The 18,167-nt window shown below is 69.5% G+C and carries 19 protein-coding genes; 13 read left to right on the top strand and 6 right to left on the bottom strand.

The genetic code is table 11. The features are described from left to right. Window positions 1–2 precede the first annotated feature (2 nt). Window positions 3–1,043, top strand: a complete 1,041-nt coding sequence (locus SLINC_RS17300; protein WP_067433432.1) for an ABC transporter ATP-binding protein — start codon at window positions 3–5, stop codon at window positions 1,041–1,043. A gap of 32 nt (window positions 1,044–1,075) precedes the next feature. After that, window positions 1,076–1,882 carry a DUF1707 SHOCT-like domain-containing protein gene (locus SLINC_RS17295; protein WP_067433429.1) on the top strand — a complete coding sequence of 269 codons (807 nt, stop codon included), beginning with the start codon at window positions 1,076–1,078 and terminating at the stop codon, window positions 1,880–1,882. Window positions 1,883–1,964: 82 nt separating this feature from the next. Here the strand turns inward: SLINC_RS17295 and SLINC_RS17290 are convergent, their stop codons facing one another. Then, the gene (locus SLINC_RS17290) at window positions 1,965–3,299 is read right to left on the bottom strand and encodes an SGNH/GDSL hydrolase family protein (RefSeq protein WP_067433426.1); all 1,335 of its coding nucleotides are present in this window, start codon (window positions 3,297–3,299) and stop codon (window positions 1,965–1,967) included. A gap of 344 nt (window positions 3,300–3,643) precedes the next feature. On the opposite strand from SLINC_RS17290, the gene SLINC_RS17285 reads away from it, so the two are divergent. Both SLINC_RS17285 and SLINC_RS17280 read left to right on the top strand, forming a co-directional pair. Then, window positions 3,644–4,906 carry a DUF445 domain-containing protein gene (locus SLINC_RS17285; protein WP_067433423.1) on the top strand — a complete coding sequence of 421 codons (1,263 nt, stop codon included), beginning with the start codon at window positions 3,644–3,646 and terminating at the stop codon, window positions 4,904–4,906. A gap of 135 nt (window positions 4,907–5,041) precedes the next feature. Next, window positions 5,042–6,499 (top strand): MFS transporter, encoded by a 1,458-nt coding sequence (locus SLINC_RS17280; RefSeq protein ID WP_067433420.1) that lies wholly within the window; start codon window positions 5,042–5,044, stop codon window positions 6,497–6,499. 549 nt (window positions 6,500–7,048) lie between these two features. On the opposite strand, the gene SLINC_RS17275 is transcribed toward SLINC_RS17280, so the two are convergent. Then, complete coding sequence (locus SLINC_RS17275) at window positions 7,049–8,488, bottom strand: alginate lyase family protein (RefSeq protein WP_067445443.1); 1,440 nt, start codon at window positions 8,486–8,488, stop codon at window positions 7,049–7,051. 165 nt (window positions 8,489–8,653) lie between these two features. On the opposite strand from SLINC_RS17275, the gene SLINC_RS17270 reads away from it, so the two are divergent. Then, window positions 8,654–9,016, top strand: coding sequence for a VOC family protein (locus tag SLINC_RS17270; protein ID WP_067433417.1), 363 nt, complete (start codon window positions 8,654–8,656; stop codon window positions 9,014–9,016). 10 nt (window positions 9,017–9,026) lie between these two features. Here the strand turns inward: SLINC_RS17270 and SLINC_RS17265 are convergent, their stop codons facing one another. Next, window positions 9,027–9,335, bottom strand: coding sequence for a barstar family protein (locus SLINC_RS17265; RefSeq protein ID WP_067433414.1), 309 nt, complete (start codon window positions 9,333–9,335; stop codon window positions 9,027–9,029). 88 nt (window positions 9,336–9,423) lie between these two features. Further along, window positions 9,424–9,726, bottom strand: coding sequence for a hypothetical protein (locus tag SLINC_RS17260; RefSeq protein ID WP_067433411.1), 303 nt, complete (start codon window positions 9,724–9,726; stop codon window positions 9,424–9,426). Between the two features lie 164 nt (window positions 9,727–9,890). Here SLINC_RS17260 and SLINC_RS17255 point away from each other — a divergent pair, with 164 nt between their 5' ends. The 5 genes from SLINC_RS17255 (at window position 9,891) to SLINC_RS48000 (ending at window position 14,670) form a co-directional block, all read left to right on the top strand. After that, entirely contained in the window at window positions 9,891–10,316 is a 426-nt protein-coding gene (locus SLINC_RS17255; RefSeq protein WP_182449208.1) for an Hsp20/alpha crystallin family protein, read from the top strand. A gap of 196 nt (window positions 10,317–10,512) precedes the next feature. Then, window positions 10,513–10,950 (top strand): DUF2267 domain-containing protein, encoded by a 438-nt coding sequence (locus tag SLINC_RS17250; protein WP_225988505.1) that lies wholly within the window; start codon window positions 10,513–10,515, stop codon window positions 10,948–10,950. A gap of 156 nt (window positions 10,951–11,106) precedes the next feature. Then, on the top strand, window positions 11,107–12,783 hold the full coding sequence (locus SLINC_RS17245) for a glycosyltransferase (protein WP_067433405.1): 1,677 nt from the start codon (window positions 11,107–11,109) through the stop codon (window positions 12,781–12,783). A 221-nt stretch (window positions 12,784–13,004) separates the two neighbouring features. Beyond that, window positions 13,005–14,108, top strand: coding sequence for an ankyrin repeat domain-containing protein (locus tag SLINC_RS17240; protein ID WP_107406621.1), 1,104 nt, complete (start codon window positions 13,005–13,007; stop codon window positions 14,106–14,108). Between the two features lie 400 nt (window positions 14,109–14,508). Continuing rightward, window positions 14,509–14,670, top strand: coding sequence for a hypothetical protein (locus tag SLINC_RS48000; RefSeq protein ID WP_159425342.1), 162 nt, complete (start codon window positions 14,509–14,511; stop codon window positions 14,668–14,670). Window positions 14,671–14,714: 44 nt separating this feature from the next. Here the strand turns inward: SLINC_RS48000 and SLINC_RS17235 are convergent, their stop codons facing one another. Continuing rightward, complete coding sequence (locus tag SLINC_RS17235; RefSeq protein WP_182449209.1) at window positions 14,715–15,095, bottom strand: DUF6247 family protein; 381 nt, start codon at window positions 15,093–15,095, stop codon at window positions 14,715–14,717. A gap of 178 nt (window positions 15,096–15,273) precedes the next feature. Here SLINC_RS17235 and SLINC_RS17230 point away from each other — a divergent pair, with 178 nt between their 5' ends. Further along, window positions 15,274–15,597 carry a hypothetical protein gene (locus tag SLINC_RS17230; protein WP_067433399.1) on the top strand — a complete coding sequence of 108 codons (324 nt, stop codon included), beginning with the start codon at window positions 15,274–15,276 and terminating at the stop codon, window positions 15,595–15,597. Between the two features lie 24 nt (window positions 15,598–15,621). Here the strand turns inward: SLINC_RS17230 and SLINC_RS17225 are convergent, their stop codons facing one another. After that, window positions 15,622–16,113, bottom strand: coding sequence for a hypothetical protein (locus SLINC_RS17225; protein WP_067433397.1), 492 nt, complete (start codon window positions 16,111–16,113; stop codon window positions 15,622–15,624). Window positions 16,114–16,587: 474 nt separating this feature from the next. Here SLINC_RS17225 and SLINC_RS17220 point away from each other — a divergent pair, with 474 nt between their 5' ends. Further along, complete coding sequence (locus tag SLINC_RS17220; protein WP_067433394.1) at window positions 16,588–17,511, top strand: hypothetical protein; 924 nt, start codon at window positions 16,588–16,590, stop codon at window positions 17,509–17,511. Next, window positions 17,508–18,095, top strand: coding sequence for a GNAT family N-acetyltransferase (locus tag SLINC_RS17215; protein WP_067433392.1), 588 nt, complete (start codon window positions 17,508–17,510; stop codon window positions 18,093–18,095). Before SLINC_RS17220 ends, SLINC_RS17215 begins: the two co-directional genes overlap by 4 nt. Window positions 18,096–18,167 lie beyond the last annotated feature (72 nt).

The following is an 18,167-nucleotide window of genomic DNA, read 5'->3' as shown; positions in this document are numbered from 1 at the left end:
GCGTGACAGAGCAGGCGTTCATCGAGGTGGACCGGGTCGAGAAGGTCTTCGACGTCCGCCGCAGGACCGGCTTCCTGAAACGGGAGCGGCGCCAGGTGCGCGCGGTGGACTCGATCTCCTTCACCGTGGCGCGCGGCGAGATGGTCGGCTACATCGGGCCCAACGGTGCCGGGAAGTCGACGACGATCAAGATGCTGACGGGGATCCTGACGCCGAGCGGCGGCCGGCTGCGGGTGGCCGGGATCGACCCGTCCCGGGAACGCACGCGGCTCGCGCATCGCATCGGTGTCGTCTTCGGCCAGCGGACCACCCTGTGGTGGGACCTGCCGCTGGTCGACTCCTACAAGCTGATGCACCGCATGTACCGCATCCCGGACGCCCGTTACCGCGAGAACCTTGACCGGCTCGTCGAACTCCTCGACCTGGGCGACCTGTTGGACGTGCCGGTACGCCAGCTCTCGCTCGGCCAGCGGATGCGCGGCGACATCGTGGCGGCCCTGCTGCACGACCCGGAGGTGCTCTACCTCGACGAGCCGACGATCGGCCTGGACGTCGTCTCCAAGGGCAGGGTCCGGGAGTTCCTGAAGGAGATCAACGCCGAGCGCGGCACCACGGTCCTGCTCACCACCCACGACCTCCAGGACATCGAGCTGCTCTGCTCCCGCGTGATGGTCATCGACCACGGCCGTCTCATGTACAACGGCCCCCTCGCCGGCCTGCACGAGGCCGGGGAGAGCGAACGCACCCTCGTCGTCGACCTGGAGCGGGAGCTGCCGCCCATCGACGCCCCCGCCCCCGCGCGCGTGGTGAAGGTCGACGGGCCCCGGCAGTGGCTGGCCTTCCCGGCGTCCGAGTCGGCGGCACCGCTGGTGGCACGGATCGCGGCGGAGTACCCGCTGGTCGACCTCTCCGTGCGGGAGCCGGACATCGAGGCCGTCATCGCCAAGATGCTGCATTCCTCGGGGGAGACGCGGGGGGAGACACCGGGGGAGACGCTCGGGGAGACGCCCAAACCCCCGCCGGAGCGGGAGCCGACCACGTAGTGCCCGGCGCCGGTACCTCGTAGGCTGCTCGTATGACCGAGGATGCTCCGGAGCTGCGCGCCTCCGATGCCGATCGTGAACGAGTCGCCGAGGTCCTGCGGGACGCCATGGCCGAGGGCCGCCTCGACATGGAGGAGTTCGCGGAACGCCTGGACGCCACCTACAAGGCACGGACCTACGGCGAGCTGGCACCGATCACCCGGGACCTGCCCGACCACGCGGCGCCCAAGGTGTCGATGACCAAGGCGCCTGTGGAGAGCGGGAGTTGGGCGGGGCGGATCGTCGGCGGCGAGGGCTCGTCCAGCGGGGCCGTCGCCGTCATGTCCGGGTTCCAGCGCAAGGGCCGCTGGACGGTGCCGAGGAAATTCACCTGCTTCGCCTTCTGGGGCGGCGGCGAGATCGATCTGCGCGAGGCGAACTTCGCGGCCGGCGAGGTCGAGATCAACTGCATCGCGATCATGGGCGGGATGCAGGTGATCGTGCCGCCCGGTGTCGAGGTCGTGGTGCGCGGGATCGGCGTCATGGGCGGCTTCGACCACAGCGAGGAGGGCGAGCCGGGGGACCCGGGCGCCCCGCGCGTGGTGGTGACCGGGTTCGCCTTCTGGGGCGGTGTCGGCGTCGAACGCAAGCTCACCCGGGCCGAGCGGCAGCGGCTGAAGGCGGAGCGGCGGCAGGAGAAGCTGGAGCGCAAGCAGTCCCTGCGGGAGATCGGGGAGTCGTACCGGGACGACGTCCACGACGCCCACCGCAAGATGCTCGAAGGCCACCACGACCTGATGCGCGAGCGCAAGCGGGAGCGGCGCGAGGAGCGGGACCGGCGGCGGCACGGGGAGTACTGAGGCACGGGGAGTACTGGGGCCGAGAGGCGGGGAGCACCGGCGCCGGTGGCGTCGGTGCTCCGGGGTCACGGTTCCGTCGGGGTCACAGTTCCGCCGGTGCGCCGCCCTTCAGGTCGTCCAGGTCGAACACCGAGGCCATCCGCTCGTAGCCCCGGTCGCTCGGGTGGAGGTCGTCGCCCGAGTCGTAGTCGGGGCGCAGGGCACGCGGGTCGTAGGGGTCCCGTACCGCCTTGTCGAAGTCGACGACGGCGTCGTAGACCGTGCCCGCGCGGATGGCCGCGTTGATGGCCTGGCGTACGTCCTCACGGGCCTCGGTGTGGCCGCGGTGGCCGCCGAAGGGCATCAGGGTGGCGCCGACGACCTTGATGCCGCGCGCGTGGGCCTGGCGGACCAGGTCACGCAGCCCGGCGAGGATCCTGTCCGGGTCGGCGAGGCCGCGGTTGCGCAGGATGTCGTTGACGCCCAGATCCACCACGACGACCTTGACGTTGGGGCGGCCGAGCACGTCCCGGGCGAAGCGGGTCAGCCCCGCCTCGTTCTCGGAGGGGCGGCCGAGGCCGCTCACCAGGACCTGGTTGCCGCCGATCCCCGCGTTGACGACGCTGTAGCGGGGCAGATTCCGGCCCGCCGCGAGCGCCGCGCGCAGCCGGTCGGACAGGTAGTCGGGCCAGCGGTTGTTGGCGTTGAGGCTGGAGTTCTTGCCGTCCGTGAGCGAGTCGCCGAAGGCGACGACGGTGCCCACGGCCTCGTCGCTCAGCACGTCGAGGGCGGTCAGATAGCGCCAGTACTCGACCTGCCCGGTGTACGGCGTCCCGGTCACGTCCTCGGTGAGGTCGCCCTCGGCGACGTAGGAGGTCTGCCGGGCCGTCGGGTGGTAGGTGACCGGGCCGGCCGGGGTGGGGGAGTAGGTGGTGACCAGGACGTCGCTGTCGGCCGGGATCCGCACGGCGACGGCGTCGCTGAGCACCTGCTGTCCGGGCGGGACGACGACCGCGGTGGCGCCGCCGAAGGTGAGGCGGCGCATGGAGGCGGCCGTCGCCGCCGCGGTCCCGGATCCGGCCGCTACGGCGATCGAGGCGTGGGTGATGGTCAGCGGAGACTGGCCGTAGAGATTGGACAGCGTGATGCGGGCACTCGTACCGCCGACGCTCGTGTGCACGACGTTGCGGACGGAGCGGCCCGCCAGGCCCTCCGTCTCGGTGCCGGGCTCGGCGCCGACCGGGGCGGCGGACCAGGAGCCGACCCAGACGCCGGTCGACACCGGGGCGGCGGAGTTGTGGGGGAGACGGCTGCCGGACAGCGAGGCCCGGTCGTTCGTGCCGTCGTCGGTCGCCACCCCGACGTAGAGGGCGGCGGACAGGGCCACGATCACGGAAACGATCGCGGCGAGCAGGGCGTAACCACGACGCCGGGTCATGCTGTGCTGTTCTCCTCGGGCGATGGGAGCCCGGGGCTCCGATCTGATCAGCTCATGATGCGCCATGAGCCCGGGGAAAACGGACAGGACCCCGTCGCGTTCCCCCGACCGGACAGACGCCGGGAACTCTTGTTCCGTTCCGGGAGTCGGTCAGGAAGGGACAATGTGTGAGGGATCACCGAACGGTGGAGCGGATGGAAGACACGGAAACGGGATCAGAAACGGGATCAAGGGGTGAGGCGGCGCGGGTCGCGGGGGCTTCGCGGTCCCTTCGGGCTGCGGGGTCCGCGGGGTCCGGTGCGGGGGCTCGGGCCGGTGGGCCCGCCGCGTTCGTGAACCGGGCCATGAACACCTTCAGCGCCGCCGACATCGAGAAGCAGCGTGGCGTGCGCCGTATGAAGCTCACGGCCGCGGGCCTGCTGCTGTTCGTGGCGGTCGTCTACGTCCTCGCCAAATGGGCCTCCCACGAAGGCGCCGGCGCCTGGGCCGGCTATGTCGCCGCCGCGGCCGAGGCCGGCATGGTCGGCGCGCTCGCCGACTGGTTCGCCGTCACCGCCCTCTTCCGCCGTCCCCTCGGCCTGCCCATCCCGCACACCGCGATCATCCCCACCAAGAAGGACCAACTGGGCGTGTCCCTCGGCGAGTTCGTCGGGGAGAACTTCCTCTCCGAGGACGTCGTACGGCAGCGGCTGCGATCCGTCGGCATCGGCAGCCGACTCGGTGCCTGGCTCGCCGAACCCGAGCACGCCGACCGGGTCACGGCCGAGCTGTCGGCCGCGCTCAGGGGTGCGCTGACCGTACTGCGGGACTCCGATGTGCAGGCGGTGGTGGGCGAGGCGATCACCCGGCGGGCCGACGCGCAGGAGATCGCGCCCGGCATCGGGAAAATGCTGGACAAGGTCGTCGCGGACGGAGGGCACCGGCGGGCCGTCGATCTGATCGTGAGCCGTGCGCACGACTGGCTGGTCCTGCACAGCGACTCCGTCATGGACGCCGTCCAGGGCGGGGCGCCCGGGTGGACGCCCCGGTTCGTCGACAAGAGGGTCGGCGAGCGGGTCTACAAGGAGCTGCTGCGGTTCTGCGTCGAGATGCGGGACATGCCGTCCCATCCGGCGCGCGGGGCGTTGGACCGGTTCCTGACCGACTTCGCCTCGGACCTCCAGTCCGACACGGACACGCGCGCGCGTGTCGAGCGGCTGAAGGGTGAGGTGCTGGGGCGTGGTGAGGTCCAGGACCTGATCGCCTCCGCCTGGACCGCCGTGCGGTCGATGATCGTCTCCGCCGCGGAGGACGAGCGCAGCGAGCTGCGGCTCCGGGTGCGGGCCTCGCTGCTGTCCCTCGGTGCGCGGATGGCCGCCGATCCGAAGGTCCAGGGGAAGGTCGACGGGTGGCTGGAGGGGGCGGCGGTGTACGTCGTCACCACCTACCGTCGGGAGATCACGTCCCTGATCACGGACACCGTGGCCGGGTGGGACGCCGAGCACACGACGAAGAAGATCGAGGCGAACATCGGGCGGGATCTTCAGTTCATCCGGATCAACGGCACGGTGGTGGGGTCTTTGGCCGGGTTGTTGATCTATACGGTGTCTCGGGCGGTGGGGGCGTAGGCGGGGCGTGGGGTGGGGTGTGGGGTGGGGTGGGCTGCGGGATGTGCGCGGCGTGGGTGGCGTACGGGAAGGGCGTAGGCGTGCAGGTCGGGGGAACCCGGCCCGGGTTCTCACTCGATGAGGAGGAGGGAGCCCATGACCACCGCGCAGGCCGAGACCGGCCGGACCATCACCACCGACATTCCCGCCCGGCTCGACCGTCTCCCATGGTCGCGCTGGCACTGGAGCATCGTCATCGGTCTCGGCACCGTGTGGATCCTCGACGGCCTCGAAGTCACGGTCGTCGGCAACATCGCGGCCCGTCTCTCCGAACCGGGGAGCGGGTTGCCGATCACCTCCGGGGAGGTCACCGGTATCGCGGCCGCGCTGTATGTGGCCGGGGCGTGCGCGGGGGCGCTGTTCTGGGGGCGGCTGACCGACAAGTGGGGCCGCAAGAAGCTGTTCATGATCACCCTGGCGGTGTATCTGGCGGCCACCGCCCTGACCTCGATCGCCTTCGACACCTGGTGGTTCTTCGCCTTCCGGTTCCTGACCGGGTTCGGGATCGGTGGTGAGTACGCAGCGATCAACTCCGCGATCGACGAGCTGATCCCCGCGAACTACCGGGGCCGGGTCGATCTGATGATCAACGGGAGCTTCTGGCTCGGGGCCGTCGGTGGGGCGCTGCTGTCGATCCTCGCGCTGAACACCGCCATCTTCCCGGCGAACGTGGGGTGGCGGCTGACCTTCGCGCTCGGTGCCGTGCTCGCGCTGGTGATCCTTCTCGTACGGCGGCATGTGCCGGAGAGTCCGCGGTGGCTGCTCATCCATGGGCGCGACGAGGAGGCGGAACGCATCGTCTCCTCGATCGAGTCGCGGGTGGAGGCCGAACGGGGGGAGGCGCTGCCCGCGCCGGAGGGGTCGATCACCATCCATCAGCGCCGGAGCGTGTCGTTCGTCGAGATCGGCCGTACGGTCTTCTCCGACTACCGTCGGCGGGCGGTCCTCGGGTTCTCGCTCTTCATCGGGCAGGCCTTCCTCTACAACGCGATCACCTTCGGCTTCGGCGCGATCCTCACGACGTTCTACGACATTCCGGCCGACCGTACGGGTTACTACTTCGCCGTGATCGCGGTGGGCAACTTCTGTGGGCCGCTGCTGCTGGGGAAGCTGTTCGACACGGTGGGCCGAAAGGTGATGATCTCCTCCACCTACCTGCTGTCGGGCCTGCTGCTGTTCGGCACGGCCTGGCTGTTCGACCGGGGTTCGCTGAGCGCGGGCACGCTGACCGCCTGCTGGTGCGCGGTGCTGTTCTTCGCCTCGGCGGGGGCGTCGAGCGCGTACCTGACGGTCTCCGAGATCTTCCCCATGGAGACCCGCGCCATGTCCATCGCCTTCTTCTACGCCATCGGCACCGCCGCCGGTGGCATCAGCGGCCCCCTCCTCTTCGCCGACCTCACCGGAACCGGCCACGTCGGCGACACCGTCCTCGCCTTCCAGATCGGCGCCACCCTCATGTGCGCCGCCGGCCTGGTAGCCGCCGCCCTCGCCGTCGGCGCCGAACGCCGCTCCCTGGAGGACATCGCCAAGCCCCTCACAGCGGCGAGCGCCTGATGCCTGCGGCGCGCTGTGCGGCTTCGGTGGGGGCGTGTGTAGCGCCTCTTGTCCGGTGGGTGGGTCGGGGCCGGGGCGGGGGGTCTCCGTCCTCGGTCCGGCGGTGCTGTGTCTCCTAGCTGTGCTGCGTGTTGGACGCCGGCCGCTGCGGGCGGACACCCCCCGCCCCGTCCCCTTACCGCCGTGGGCGGCTGAGACGCCCACGCCCCGGAGGGTGCCTCATGCCCAACGGCGACTTCCGCTTTCCAGGGGCGCGGGGAACTGCGCGACCAGCCACAACGAACCAGCACCCGCCCTACGACCGAACAAGGCACCCCAGAAGGCGCAACCCGCACATCCGCCCCTACGGCGACTGCGGGCGCCTTCTTTTAGGGGCGCGGGGAACTGCGCGACAAGCCACGATGGACCCGCAGCCGCCCTACGACCGAACAAGGCACCCCAGAAGGCGAAACCCGCACAGCCCACCCCACGGCGACTGCGGGCGCCTTCTTTTAGGGGCGCGGGGAACTGCGCGCCCAGCCCCCACCCACCCACAGCCAACACACGACCTCACTCCGCTCCCCGCGAAGCACCCCGACGCCGAAGGAACAACAACCCCCCAGCGATCGCACTGACCCCCGCCGCAGCGGTCCAGCCAACGAAGGAATCGGACCCCGTGGCGGCAAGGTCGTCACCCCCCGACACCGGAGAAACAGAGGCAGAAGCAGAGGCAGAGGAAGACGAGGAAGGGCCAGCCGCCCCACTACCGGAGCCGCCCCCAGAAGCCACCGGCCCGCGCGACGCCACCGAGTCGGTCACCTTGTCCCGCGTAAACGCCAAGGTCCCGAAGCCGAGTTGGTCGTACCCCCCACTGTTGGGCCCGTAATCCCCACCGCCCCCTTCGGGCGAAGCCTTCGCGGCGATACGCGTGACGTAAGACGCCGACACCCCCCGCCGCTTGGTGTAGTGGTTGGAGATCATCGCCCAGATAGGCCGCTGCATACCCGGATCGACAACCGCCGCCTCGGTGACGGTCTCGGCCCCGGACCACCCATTGACCGCCCCCTTGGCACGCGTGTTCGCGGTGAAGGGCACATCACCGCCGAGACACCACTTGGCGACGTACTGCGCGCCTTTGAGGAACCGGCTGTCGTCGTAGCCGTAGAGGTCGATGCCCTGGTTCCACGCCATCTCGCAGACCGTGCCCATCAGCCCGACACCGAGCAGCGCGTGCCCCTGGTCCCGCCCGGCCTCCAGCCACTCGGCGAGTCCGTCGTCGCGGACGACGGGGATGGCGTGCTTGATGGAACCGAGCCCCTCGCCGTGCTTGAAGTAGTCGACGGCGCGGGCGACTTGGGCCTTGTCGTCGCAGAAGATGCCCGTGGCGAGGACGCAGGCGACGGCGGTGAGGTCCCAGTTGGTCCAGTAGTTGGTGATGACGGCACCGTTGTGCTCGGCCAGGAAACTGTCGCTGAGCGGAGCGAAGACGGTGCTCAGCATCTCCTGGAAGCGGTCGAGCTCGAAGTCGGGGTGATCGCGGACGAGTTCGGCGGCGTTGGCGAACTGGTAGCCGTACAGCCCGGCGGCCAGGAAGCGGTCCGCGTTCCCGGCGAGTCCCGTCAGCTTGGCCGACCACGCGTTGAGGATGGCCACGGCCGTGTCCGCGTGGGCGCTGTCGCCGCCGGCGTGGTGACGCAGGGCGTTCTGGTAGGCGGCGTGGATGTCGTTGTAGAGGATCGTGTAGTTCTGGCCGGTGCCGCCCCGGACCACGGTCGCCTGCGGACGGGCCGTCCAGCCGCTCTGCGCATGCCGGTTGGCCGTCAGTCTGGCGTAACCGGCGGTGTAGGGCTGGGCGCCGGCCTTCACCTTGGCCGCCATGCGGGCGAGGTCCGTGCCGGTGTGCAGCAGACCGGGGTGGGCGAAGGCGGCACCGGCGGCCGAGGCCGGGGCGGCGGAGACGGTGGTAGTGGCGGCCGCGGCGATACCGACGGCTCCGGTCGCCTTGAGCATGCCGCGGCGGCTGATCAGTGAAGTCACGTACGTCATTCCTCGCGTACCGGTGGCTGGGGACGGTGAGGAGACGCGAGGCTGGTACAGCGGATAACAGAAACAGCGGATGACAGAAAGCGGAAGCGGAAGCGGAAAAGGCGTGGGCCGACGTGAGGAGCCGTGGTCATGACCATTCGCAGGGTCGTTCCCAACATCCAGGTCGCGTCCGAGGAGGGGGTCGCCAGGAGCCGGGACTTCTACGGGCTGCTCGGCTTCGAGGAGGTCATGTCCATGGGCTGGGTGACCACGCTCGCCTCGCCCGCCAACCCCACCGCCCAGGTCAGCCTTTTCACCGAGGAACGCACCGGGTCCGTCGTCCCCGACCTGAGCGTGGAGGTCGAGGACGTCGACACGGTGTACGCCCAGGTCGTGGCGTCCGGCGCGGAGGTCGTACGGGAGCTTCGGGACGAGGAGTGGGGCGTACGGCGCTTCTTCGTCCGCGACCCGAACGGGCGGGTGGTGAACGTGCTGACCCACCGGCCCCGGTGAAGCGGCACCTTCAGGAGAGCGGGTGCGCGAGCAACTGCGACCGCCGGCCGGCGAACGCCGTACGCAGCGCCCGCGTCTCGTGGTCCCGGGAGGCGAAGATCCCCCGCTTGTCGGCGTGCACGACTATGACGTCGTAGCTGTCGACGACCTCGGAGACGCCCCCGGCCTGCAAGGTGTCCCGCAGCGCGTCCGGATTCCGGCCGAACCCCTCGGGCAGACCCAGAGGCCCGGCTACGGCGTCCCAGAACTCGTCGAGCGTGTCGAACGACCGGCCCCGCAGGTCCACCACCAGCTCGGTCGGCGGTGTCTTCTTCGGCATGCGGGGAGCGTAGCCAGCCCTGCCGGGGCCGGGCGAGGGAATTGTGCCGGGGTGGCTGCCGCAGAGGGGCGCCCGCCCGCGGCGCGGCTCAGCCGTTGCGGTCCGCGACCGCCCACGACGCCAGCGCCACCGCGCCCGCGACGGAGAACACGGCCGGCCAGGCGCCCACCTTCTTGGCCAGCGGGTGGGATCCGGCGAAGGCGGCGACATAGGCCGCCGTCAGCGCGCCCGCGGCCTTTCCGCCCGCCTGCCGCCGCCACTGCTGGGCGGCCGCGGCCCCGGCCACGGCCAGTACGGCACCGCCCAGCGGCCGCTTCTTCGTCCAGCGGGCCACGCCGTACCCGCCGACGAGCCCGCTCGCCGCGACCACCGCGCTGGGAACCTTGGCCATCACTGCCTCCTGCTGTCTGGTGTGCCCCGAAGTGTCTCGAGGCTAGTGCCGGGGCCTCCCACGAACTCGAACCTGAGTCGAGGGTTGTCAAGTTTCCTCCTTCGAGCTATATAAGAAGCCGTAGGGCATCGCACAGGAACGCCTGAGGAAAGGAGTGAACTGTGATGCTCATGCGTACGGACCCCTTCCGTGAATTCGACCGGCTCGCGCAGCAGGTCCTCGGCTCTACGGCCCGACCCTCCGCGATGTCGATGGACGCCTACCGTTCCGGGGACGACTTCGTCGTCCACTTCGACCTCCCCGGCATCGACCCCGAGACGATCGAGCTGGACGTCGAGCGGAACGTCCTGAACGTCCGTGCCGAACGCCGCAATCCCGCCCCCGAGGGCGCGGAACTGATCGTCGCCGAGCGGCCCACGGGTTCCTTCACCCGCCAGCTCTTCCTCGGCGACACCCTCGACACGGAACGTATCGACGCCTCCTACGACGTCGGCGTCCTGACCCTGCGCATCCCCGTGGCCGAACAGGCCAAGCCGCGCCGCATCCAGATCACGGGCGGCAGCGGCGAACGCAAGCAGATCAGCGGCTGAGCGGCCTCCATGGGTGCCGTGTCCGGCACCCATGGAACACCCCGGGCGCCCCGGAAATCCGCGGCAACCGAAGTAATCGAAGTATCTTAGGTGTCCGAAAAGTTCTAAACGTTCCAAATGTCAGAAGGAGGGCTTCGACGTGACCGTGCTGAGCGACCGCCCCGCGGCGTCACGGCAGCAGAACGGGATGGGCAGGATGGATGGGACGGACGGGATGGATAGGGCGCAGGAACGGCCCCGGTGGGGCGACCTTGTCACCGCGGTGCGGGATGTCGGCCAGTACCCCACCGCGGCGGAGGCCGAACGTGTCATCCGTATCGTCCTGTCGGCCCTCGGTGGCCATGTCATCGGTGACGAACGGGTCGACCTGGCCCGCGCTCTGCCCGAGGAGGCCGCGCGCGTGGTCGCGTCGCAGATTCCGGTGACCCGTCCGCTGACCGCCGCGGAGTTCGTCGACGCGGTCGCCGCCCGCATCCAGGGCGCCACCCCGGCGACGGCCCGCTGGGACGTCAGCTCGGTCCTGAGCGTCCTCCCGTCTCTGGTCGGCGACGACCTGGTGGACCGCACCCTGCTCCAACTCCCGCACGGCTACGCCCTGTTGTTCGGCCGAGCGGAACTCGCCCCGGCGGGCTGACCAGGCATCTCAGCCCCCCGGACCCGCCTCATTACTCCCGGTCACACCCGACGAAAAACATTTCGTCTCTAAGGAACACTTGGGGAACTCTTGTCGAATTCCGAACGTTCGGACGATGTCAGGGGGAAAACAGGGGATCGGGGCCGGGGGGCTTTCATGATCAAAGTCAGCATTGTTGTGCCCGTGTACAACGCGGGCCGCTATATCGAACTGTGCTCACCGTCGTTGCTCAACCAGAGTCTGGGCAAGGACGAATACGAGATCATCTACGTCGACGACGGCTCCACCGACGATTCGGCCGAGCGACTGGACGAACTGGCGGCCAAGCACGCGCACGTCCGCGTGGTCCACCAGGAGAACTCCGGCTGGCCCGGCAAACCGCGCAACGTGGGAGTGCGCCTGGCCAGAGGGGAGTACGTCCAGTTCGTCGACCAGGACGACGAGTTGACCCCGCGGGCGCTCGAACACCTCCACCGCCTCGCCGTCCGCAACCAGTCCGACATCGTCCTGGGCAAGGTCATCGGGACCATGGCGGGCCCCAGCCGCGTCTTCAAGCGCACCGTCGAGCGATGCACGGCCGAGGACGCCCCGCTCTTCGAGAGCCTCACGCCGCACAAGATGTTCCGCCGCGACTTCCTCCTCACCCACGACCTGGCCTTCCCGGAGGGCCCGGTCCGTCTGGAGGACCAGCTCTTCATGGCCCAGGCCTACGTCCGGGCCAAAACGGTCTCGATCCTCGCCGACCAGCCCTGCTACATCTGGAAACGTCGGGACGACGGCGGCAACAACAGCGGACGCGCCGCCACCCCCGAGGACTACTACGGCCATCTGCGTGGCGTGGTGGAGGCCATCAAGGAGGGCACCGAACCGGGCCCGCTCCAGGACCACTTACTGCGCCGTTCCTACCGCGTCGAGCTCCTCCGCCCGGTCAGCGAGCCCCGCGTGCTGCAACGCAAGGGCAAGGCCCTGGAGCGCTACTTCGACGTCGTACGCAACATGGCCCTGGACGCCTACCCGCCGGGCGTCCGCGAGGGCCTCCCGGCGGTCAGCGGCCTGCGGGCGCACCTGCTGGAGGAAGGGCACCTCGACTCCCTGGTCGAACTGGCCCGCCGCACCCGAGGGATCAGACCCCGGGTAACCGTGGACGACGTCCGCTGGAGATCCGGCCGACTCGTCGTCTCCACCACGATGTCCCTGATCCGCGCCGACGGCGAGCCCCTCACCCTCGTAGAGCGCTACGGCCGTCTCCTCCTGGACCCCGAGCTGCTGGCCGGCATCGAGGGCGCCGAGGGCTGGGAGTCCCCGCACCCCCTCGGCCACACCCACGGCGAACTCCTCCTCCACGACACGGCACGCGACCTGTGGTGGTTCCCCGACGTCGACCTCACCCCGCGCACCGAACCGCTCGGCGGCGGCCGGCACCGCGTGGTCCTCACCGGGGAGACCGCCATCGACCCGGCCACCCTGGCCGGCGGCGAGGCGATGCTCCCCGGCACCCACCTGGTGTGGGCCAGCGTCCAGCTCCTCGGCATCGGTCGCCGGGCCCGTGTCGCCCGCGACGACGACCGGCCCCGTCCCGCCACCACGAAGGTCGGCACCCCGCCGCGCCTGGTCATCCCCACCTGGGGCGGCCCGGGCGGCCAACTCCGGCTGGCCGTCGGCCGACCGGGCCACGCCACCGTCCCCGACCGCATCCTGCTCGGCACCACAGCCGCACCCCGCGTCCGCAAGGCCGCCCGCACCCTCCTCCACCGCCTCCCGCCGGACGTACGCCACCAGGCGCGGACCCTCGCGCGGCGGGCGGACCCGTGGAAGTCGGCGGGCCGGAAGTGAGTACGCCTCCGCGCCGTTAGACGGTCGGTGACCTGCCGTCGGCCTGTCGCCGGCCTGTCGTCGGCCTCTGGGGAGGCCGGACTGTCAGACCCGTCTGCGAGGGTGTGCGCAGCGCGTACAAGACGGCGGACGTCGGGTTACTGACGGCGGATGGCCGTCGGTTCGGAGGGCTCAGGGAGCCGCCCGAACCGGCAGCCATCCGAACGGCATCGGAGGGGACCATGACAGGGCAGACGGAACCGACGGAGCCGACGGGTCTGGTGGGCCCGGCGGCAGGCTGGAACCGGCAGTCCGGGAGCTCTGGACGCTCAGGGAGTTCCAGGAGTTCCAGGAGTTCCAGGAGTTCCAGGAGTTCCAGGAGTTCCGGCTGGGAGGGCTTCACCTGGCAGGACTGGCAGGACATAGAGGCCATCCGCCGACTCCTCGACCGAGGCGCCGACCCGCACGGCTGGGGATCGGGCTACGTCCTGCACCGGGCGGCGACCTACGGATCCCCTGAGGTCGTCGCGGAACTGGCCCGCCGCGTCTCGGACGTGGACGCCCGCGAGTCCGACGGCTCGACGGCCCTGTGGAACGCCGTCATGGCCCGGCGCCCCGACAACGCCCGTGCCCTGGCCGCCGCCGGAGCCGACCCCTGGCGCCCCCTGATGGGTGGCTGGTCCCCGGGCCGACTCGCCCTCGCGGGCCCCACCCCGGACCTCTTCCCGCTCCCCGAGGGCGAACCCGGCCTGACCGAACGGGAACGCGCCGCGGCTCAGGAGGGCAACCGCCTGGTCAAGGCCCTCGGCACCCTCCACGAGGACGGCATCGGTCTGGCCTGCGTGGCCGGCATCGACGCCGAGGAGGCGATCCGACGCCTGGAGGCGACCCCGGCGGACGCCGAGTTCCTGGCCGAGGTCATGGAGGCGCCGTACGACTACGACCTGGACGAGACCCTGAACTTCGTCGGCGTCACCACCGTCCCCGGCGGCTGCATCGTCACCCAGCCCTGGGGCTACGCCCCCTCGATGCCGGGCCTCCACACCCGCCTCTCCCGCGGCACCGTCTCCTACGGCCTGTACGCCAACCCCAAGAGCGGCAACCAAGGCAGCGTCACCCGCGACGGAGTCATCGAAGGCTCGGACCTCCACCCGGCCGGCGGCCCCGACCCGGACTCCACCTCCGAGGAAGTCCTGGCCAACTACCTCTTCCACGTCGGCGCGGTGGCCTACTGCTGCGCCTACGTCGGCCTACGCCCGACCGACCCCCGAGCCATCCTCGGCCCACCGGACCACTGGGTCGAACTCCCGGACCGGGATTACTGGACGCACACGCCGGCGGGGTAGGTGAACGCCAAGCCAATTACCTGTGTGCAACCGTGACTTCCCCGTGACGTACCCGGCCCTCTCAGTGTAATCTTCAAGCAAATAGATGTTCGCGTCGGCCAAGTGCCGAGCCGACGAACACACTGAACGGCGGCAGGCCCCTCGCCTGCCCGAGACCCCGCTTGGAGGTGCGACGATGACAAGGCAAGGGCCCCCTTCCGAACCCGAACCCACCCCGTCCCGCACCCTCCCGGAACCCAGCGGCCGTCCCCGTTCCTAACGCTCCACCCCCCTGACGCCCCCGCGGAACACCCGCGAGAGGCGACGGCCGTACCCCTCGCTCCCCGTCTTCCATGACGCGGCTTCGCCGTACCCAAGCGCAAAGCCGCGCAACAATCCACAACACCCACAGGAGGCACCGATGTTCGATCTCCGAACCGAGGCTGAAATGCGACTCCACTCCGAGAAGCTGGCCAAGGAACTCGCCCTGAAGAAGCAGCACGAGGACACCACCGAGGCCGACGACACCCCCACCACGACCGACCCGACCACCAGCAACACCGAGACCGAGCCGGACGGTTGACTCACTCGGGCTGCCGGCAGCCGTCAGCGCCGGCAGCCCAGGCCCTACCAGGTTCCGGGCTTCGTATACCAGGAACCCCGCGGCCCGTCGGAACCGCCGTCCTTCGGCCTCCAGCAGGGTGGCACCGTTGACTGGTCCTGGGCCTCCTGCTTCAGGCCGCCCACGAGGTTGATGCCCTCCAGTACTGCGATATCGAATGTGGGGTCCTCGTAGAGACGGATTCTGCCGCGGTAGTCGACGATCACAGTGGCGATCCCGTTCAGGTCGGCTTCGGTCGCCGTCTCCAGCGCATGGTGAAGATCCGCTTCGAAGGATTCCCGGTCGCCGGGGAAGCAGTGGCCGGACCTCAGCGCGGCTCGAATGTCGCCGATGGTCCTCAATGGCAACGATGCAGGAACGGGCGGTTCTGAGTGCTGTGAGCCCATGATCTGCTCCTTGATCGTCTGCTCTATGAGAGTCCTACAGGGGTCCGGCACGAGGACACCAGAGCCATCACGACGGCCCCTGAATCAGCGCGCACTCGACGCACTCGCCACCAGCAAGCTGCACTCCGGGACGCTGACCAGACGTGTCCATCACGGCAGGCATAGGGTCTACCGCACCATGACCGACCACCACACCTATGGCACCAGCAGCCACACAGCCGACGAACTGGTTCGGATCGTGAGCGACTGTCTGGAGCTGGATTTCGCTGAACACGAGAGTGACTACCTAGGTATCCACTACGTCGCCAAAGGCCCCGACGAGCGGATCGAGGTCCAGCCCAACCAAATCCCTGGCGACGAAGACGAAGACGACCTCTACGCTCCCGAACACCCAACGATCCAAGCCCTCGTGATGACGACCACCGCGGCTCCGGACCCCACGCTGCGGGCCCGCCTGAGCTCCATCGAAGGTCTCACCCACCTGAAGCACGAGTCGTTGTGAACACCTACAACCGGGCCGCAGCACTCACACCGACAGCTGCTGGATGAGCTGCCGGTGCCCGGCATCGATCAGGTCCCGTACCGCCTGTGGCCTACACAAGTTGCCGTCGTAGCAAGGCGGAACAGCCCAGTACGCACCCGGCGGTTCTCGGAGGTCGAGCCGTGGCACGCCCAGATAGGTGTCGTCCCGCAGGCACGGTGCACTGCGGTTGTAGTCCCACACCAAGCCGGCATGCCACTGGATGAGCGGGTAGTAGGTCTGGTTCGTGCCGCGCGGGTCGTGGATGACGGGTCCTCGCAGCTGTTCCTTCAGGGCCGCGGCCACCTGATCAGGCTGCTCGCTGCCGGTCGCCGCGTGCACGAGCGCACCGGACAGCCGAACCGCGGCGAACAGCTCGCCGAGAGGCAGCAGCGCCACACCCTGGCTCGACCACTCCGCCAGAACCTGTTCCGGTACCGGATGCGCTCGCGCGAGCCACTCGGAGATCAGTCTGTCCATGTCCGTCGGTAGCAGCACCGGAGCTCCCTCGGTCGAGTGCGTGGTTCACCTCCACGAGGAAACCGGAATCGACCCGTCGGGTATCAGGACAGTAGTGGGGGAGTTACCTGCGACCGACCGGACAGTTTTACCGAATACGGAATGCCGGTAGGACTACCGTCGAGGGACGAATCGCGCGAGGGGGCTCGGGTGGGCGGTACGCGAAATACCTGTCTCGAAGCTTTGCTGGCCGAGTTCGGCTACACCCACGAACAGCTCGCGGACGAGGTCAACCGAGTGGCCGAGCGCCTACTGGGGGCGCCCGCCAACTGCACGGATCGTCATGTACGTCGCTGGATCGCGGGTGACGTCCGACTGCCGTGGTCCCGGTATCTGCTGCCCCTCCAGGAGATCTTCGGCCGCGGCCCGGAAGCCATGGGATTCGTTCCACGCAAGTCATCGAAGCCTCTTCCCTCACCGGTAGGTCCGGCATCGGTGAAGGAGAGGAGCGGGGTGCAGCGCCGCGCCTTCATCGCCGGGGCTCTGGCCACCACCCTCGGCATCGACCAGACGCCGGGACACGGCCGCCTGGGGGCCGGCGACATCGACAGGATCCAAGGCACGATCACCCGCCTCGACGCCCACTTCAACGGGCTCGGCGGCGGCGCTCTCATCGACGTCACGGTCGACTACCTCTCACGCCTCGAACACGCCCTGGACCACTGCACCTACAGCGAGCGTGTCGAACGGGGCATGCACCGAGCCATCGCCGAAGTCGCCGCCTGCGCGGGCTGGTCGGCCCACGACTGCGGGCAGTACGAGAAGGCAGCCCACCTCCGCAACCACGCCTTGCAGGCCGCACTGCTATCCCGTGACCCCGTCTGCGTCACCAGAGCCTGGTCCGACCTGGCAGCCCAGGCCGAGCATGCGGGCCGCCCCGCCGAAGCAGCCCGCATCAACCGTGCCGCACTCTCCGAACGGCACCTGCGCACCCGCCCGTTGATCTCCTCCCTCCTGAACGCCAGACTCGCCGACTGCCTGGCCCAGACCGGCGACCTCAACGGCATGGGCCGCCATCTCGCCGCCGCCGAACGCACCTACGACCGCGCCAACACCACCGCGGCTCCCAGTTGGCTCGCGTTCCTCACGCCTGCTGAACTGTCCGGTCTCGGAGCCATCGCCCATCAAAGCGCCGGCCAGTACCGCCGTGCCGAAGCTCACGCGGCCCAGGCCCTCGAACTCCTCGAAGAACGCTTCACCCGGAACCGCGCCTACTACGGCGTCCTGCTCGCCGAACTACAACTGGCCCAGGGCGAACACGAAAGAGCCGTCGCCACCGCCACAGGCATTCGTACAGTCGGTGTCACCAGCCCCCGCATCACCGCCCGACTCGAACGGGTCATCGCAGCCGGCCGGTCCGAAGGAGGACCTCCGTGACCACACACGCCGAACTCGACCTACGGCACTACGGACACACGGACGCACACACGATCCGCGAACTCCTCCTGGACATCCACGACGAGGTGTACGCCAAGAGCGACGACCCGCTGGCAACTCGCGACGCCTTCGCGAAGTTCGTCGACCACTGGTCCGCCAACAAGGCGTTCGCCTGCGTCCTCGCCCACGACCGAGGGCAGGCCGTCGGCTACGCCTACGGGGCACCCCTCAGCCCGTCCACGACCTGGTGGTCCAAGGTCACCCCACCCTTGCCCGAGCCCTTCGCCACCGAGACCGGCCACCGCACCTTCGCCCTGTCCGAACTGATGGTCCGCACTCCTTGGCGCGGCACAGGCGCAGCACGCCACATCCACGACACGCTCCTCGCCTCCCGCAGCGAACAACGGGTGACGCTGCTCGTGCACAAGGAGCACGTCAAGGTGCGGGCTCTGTACGAGAGTTGGGGGTACGAGGTGGTAGGGGAGGCGGTGCCGTTCGAGGGGGCACCGGAGCTGTGCGCGATGGTGCTTTCGCTGGAGCGCTTGGTTCGTTGGGAGGATGCGGTAGGCCCTGTCGAGGGGTGATCCACTTGTACTAAGAGACTTCGCCCTGGCAGATGCACCTCCACCATCCCATTTTGTAGAGTTTCTAACAGG

The organism is Streptomyces lincolnensis (genome assembly GCF_001685355.1).
In the GTDB taxonomy this organism is placed as follows: Bacteria; Actinomycetota; Actinomycetes; order Streptomycetales; family Streptomycetaceae; genus Streptomyces; species Streptomyces lincolnensis.
This window is presented reverse-complemented; position numbering and strand designations above follow the sequence as displayed.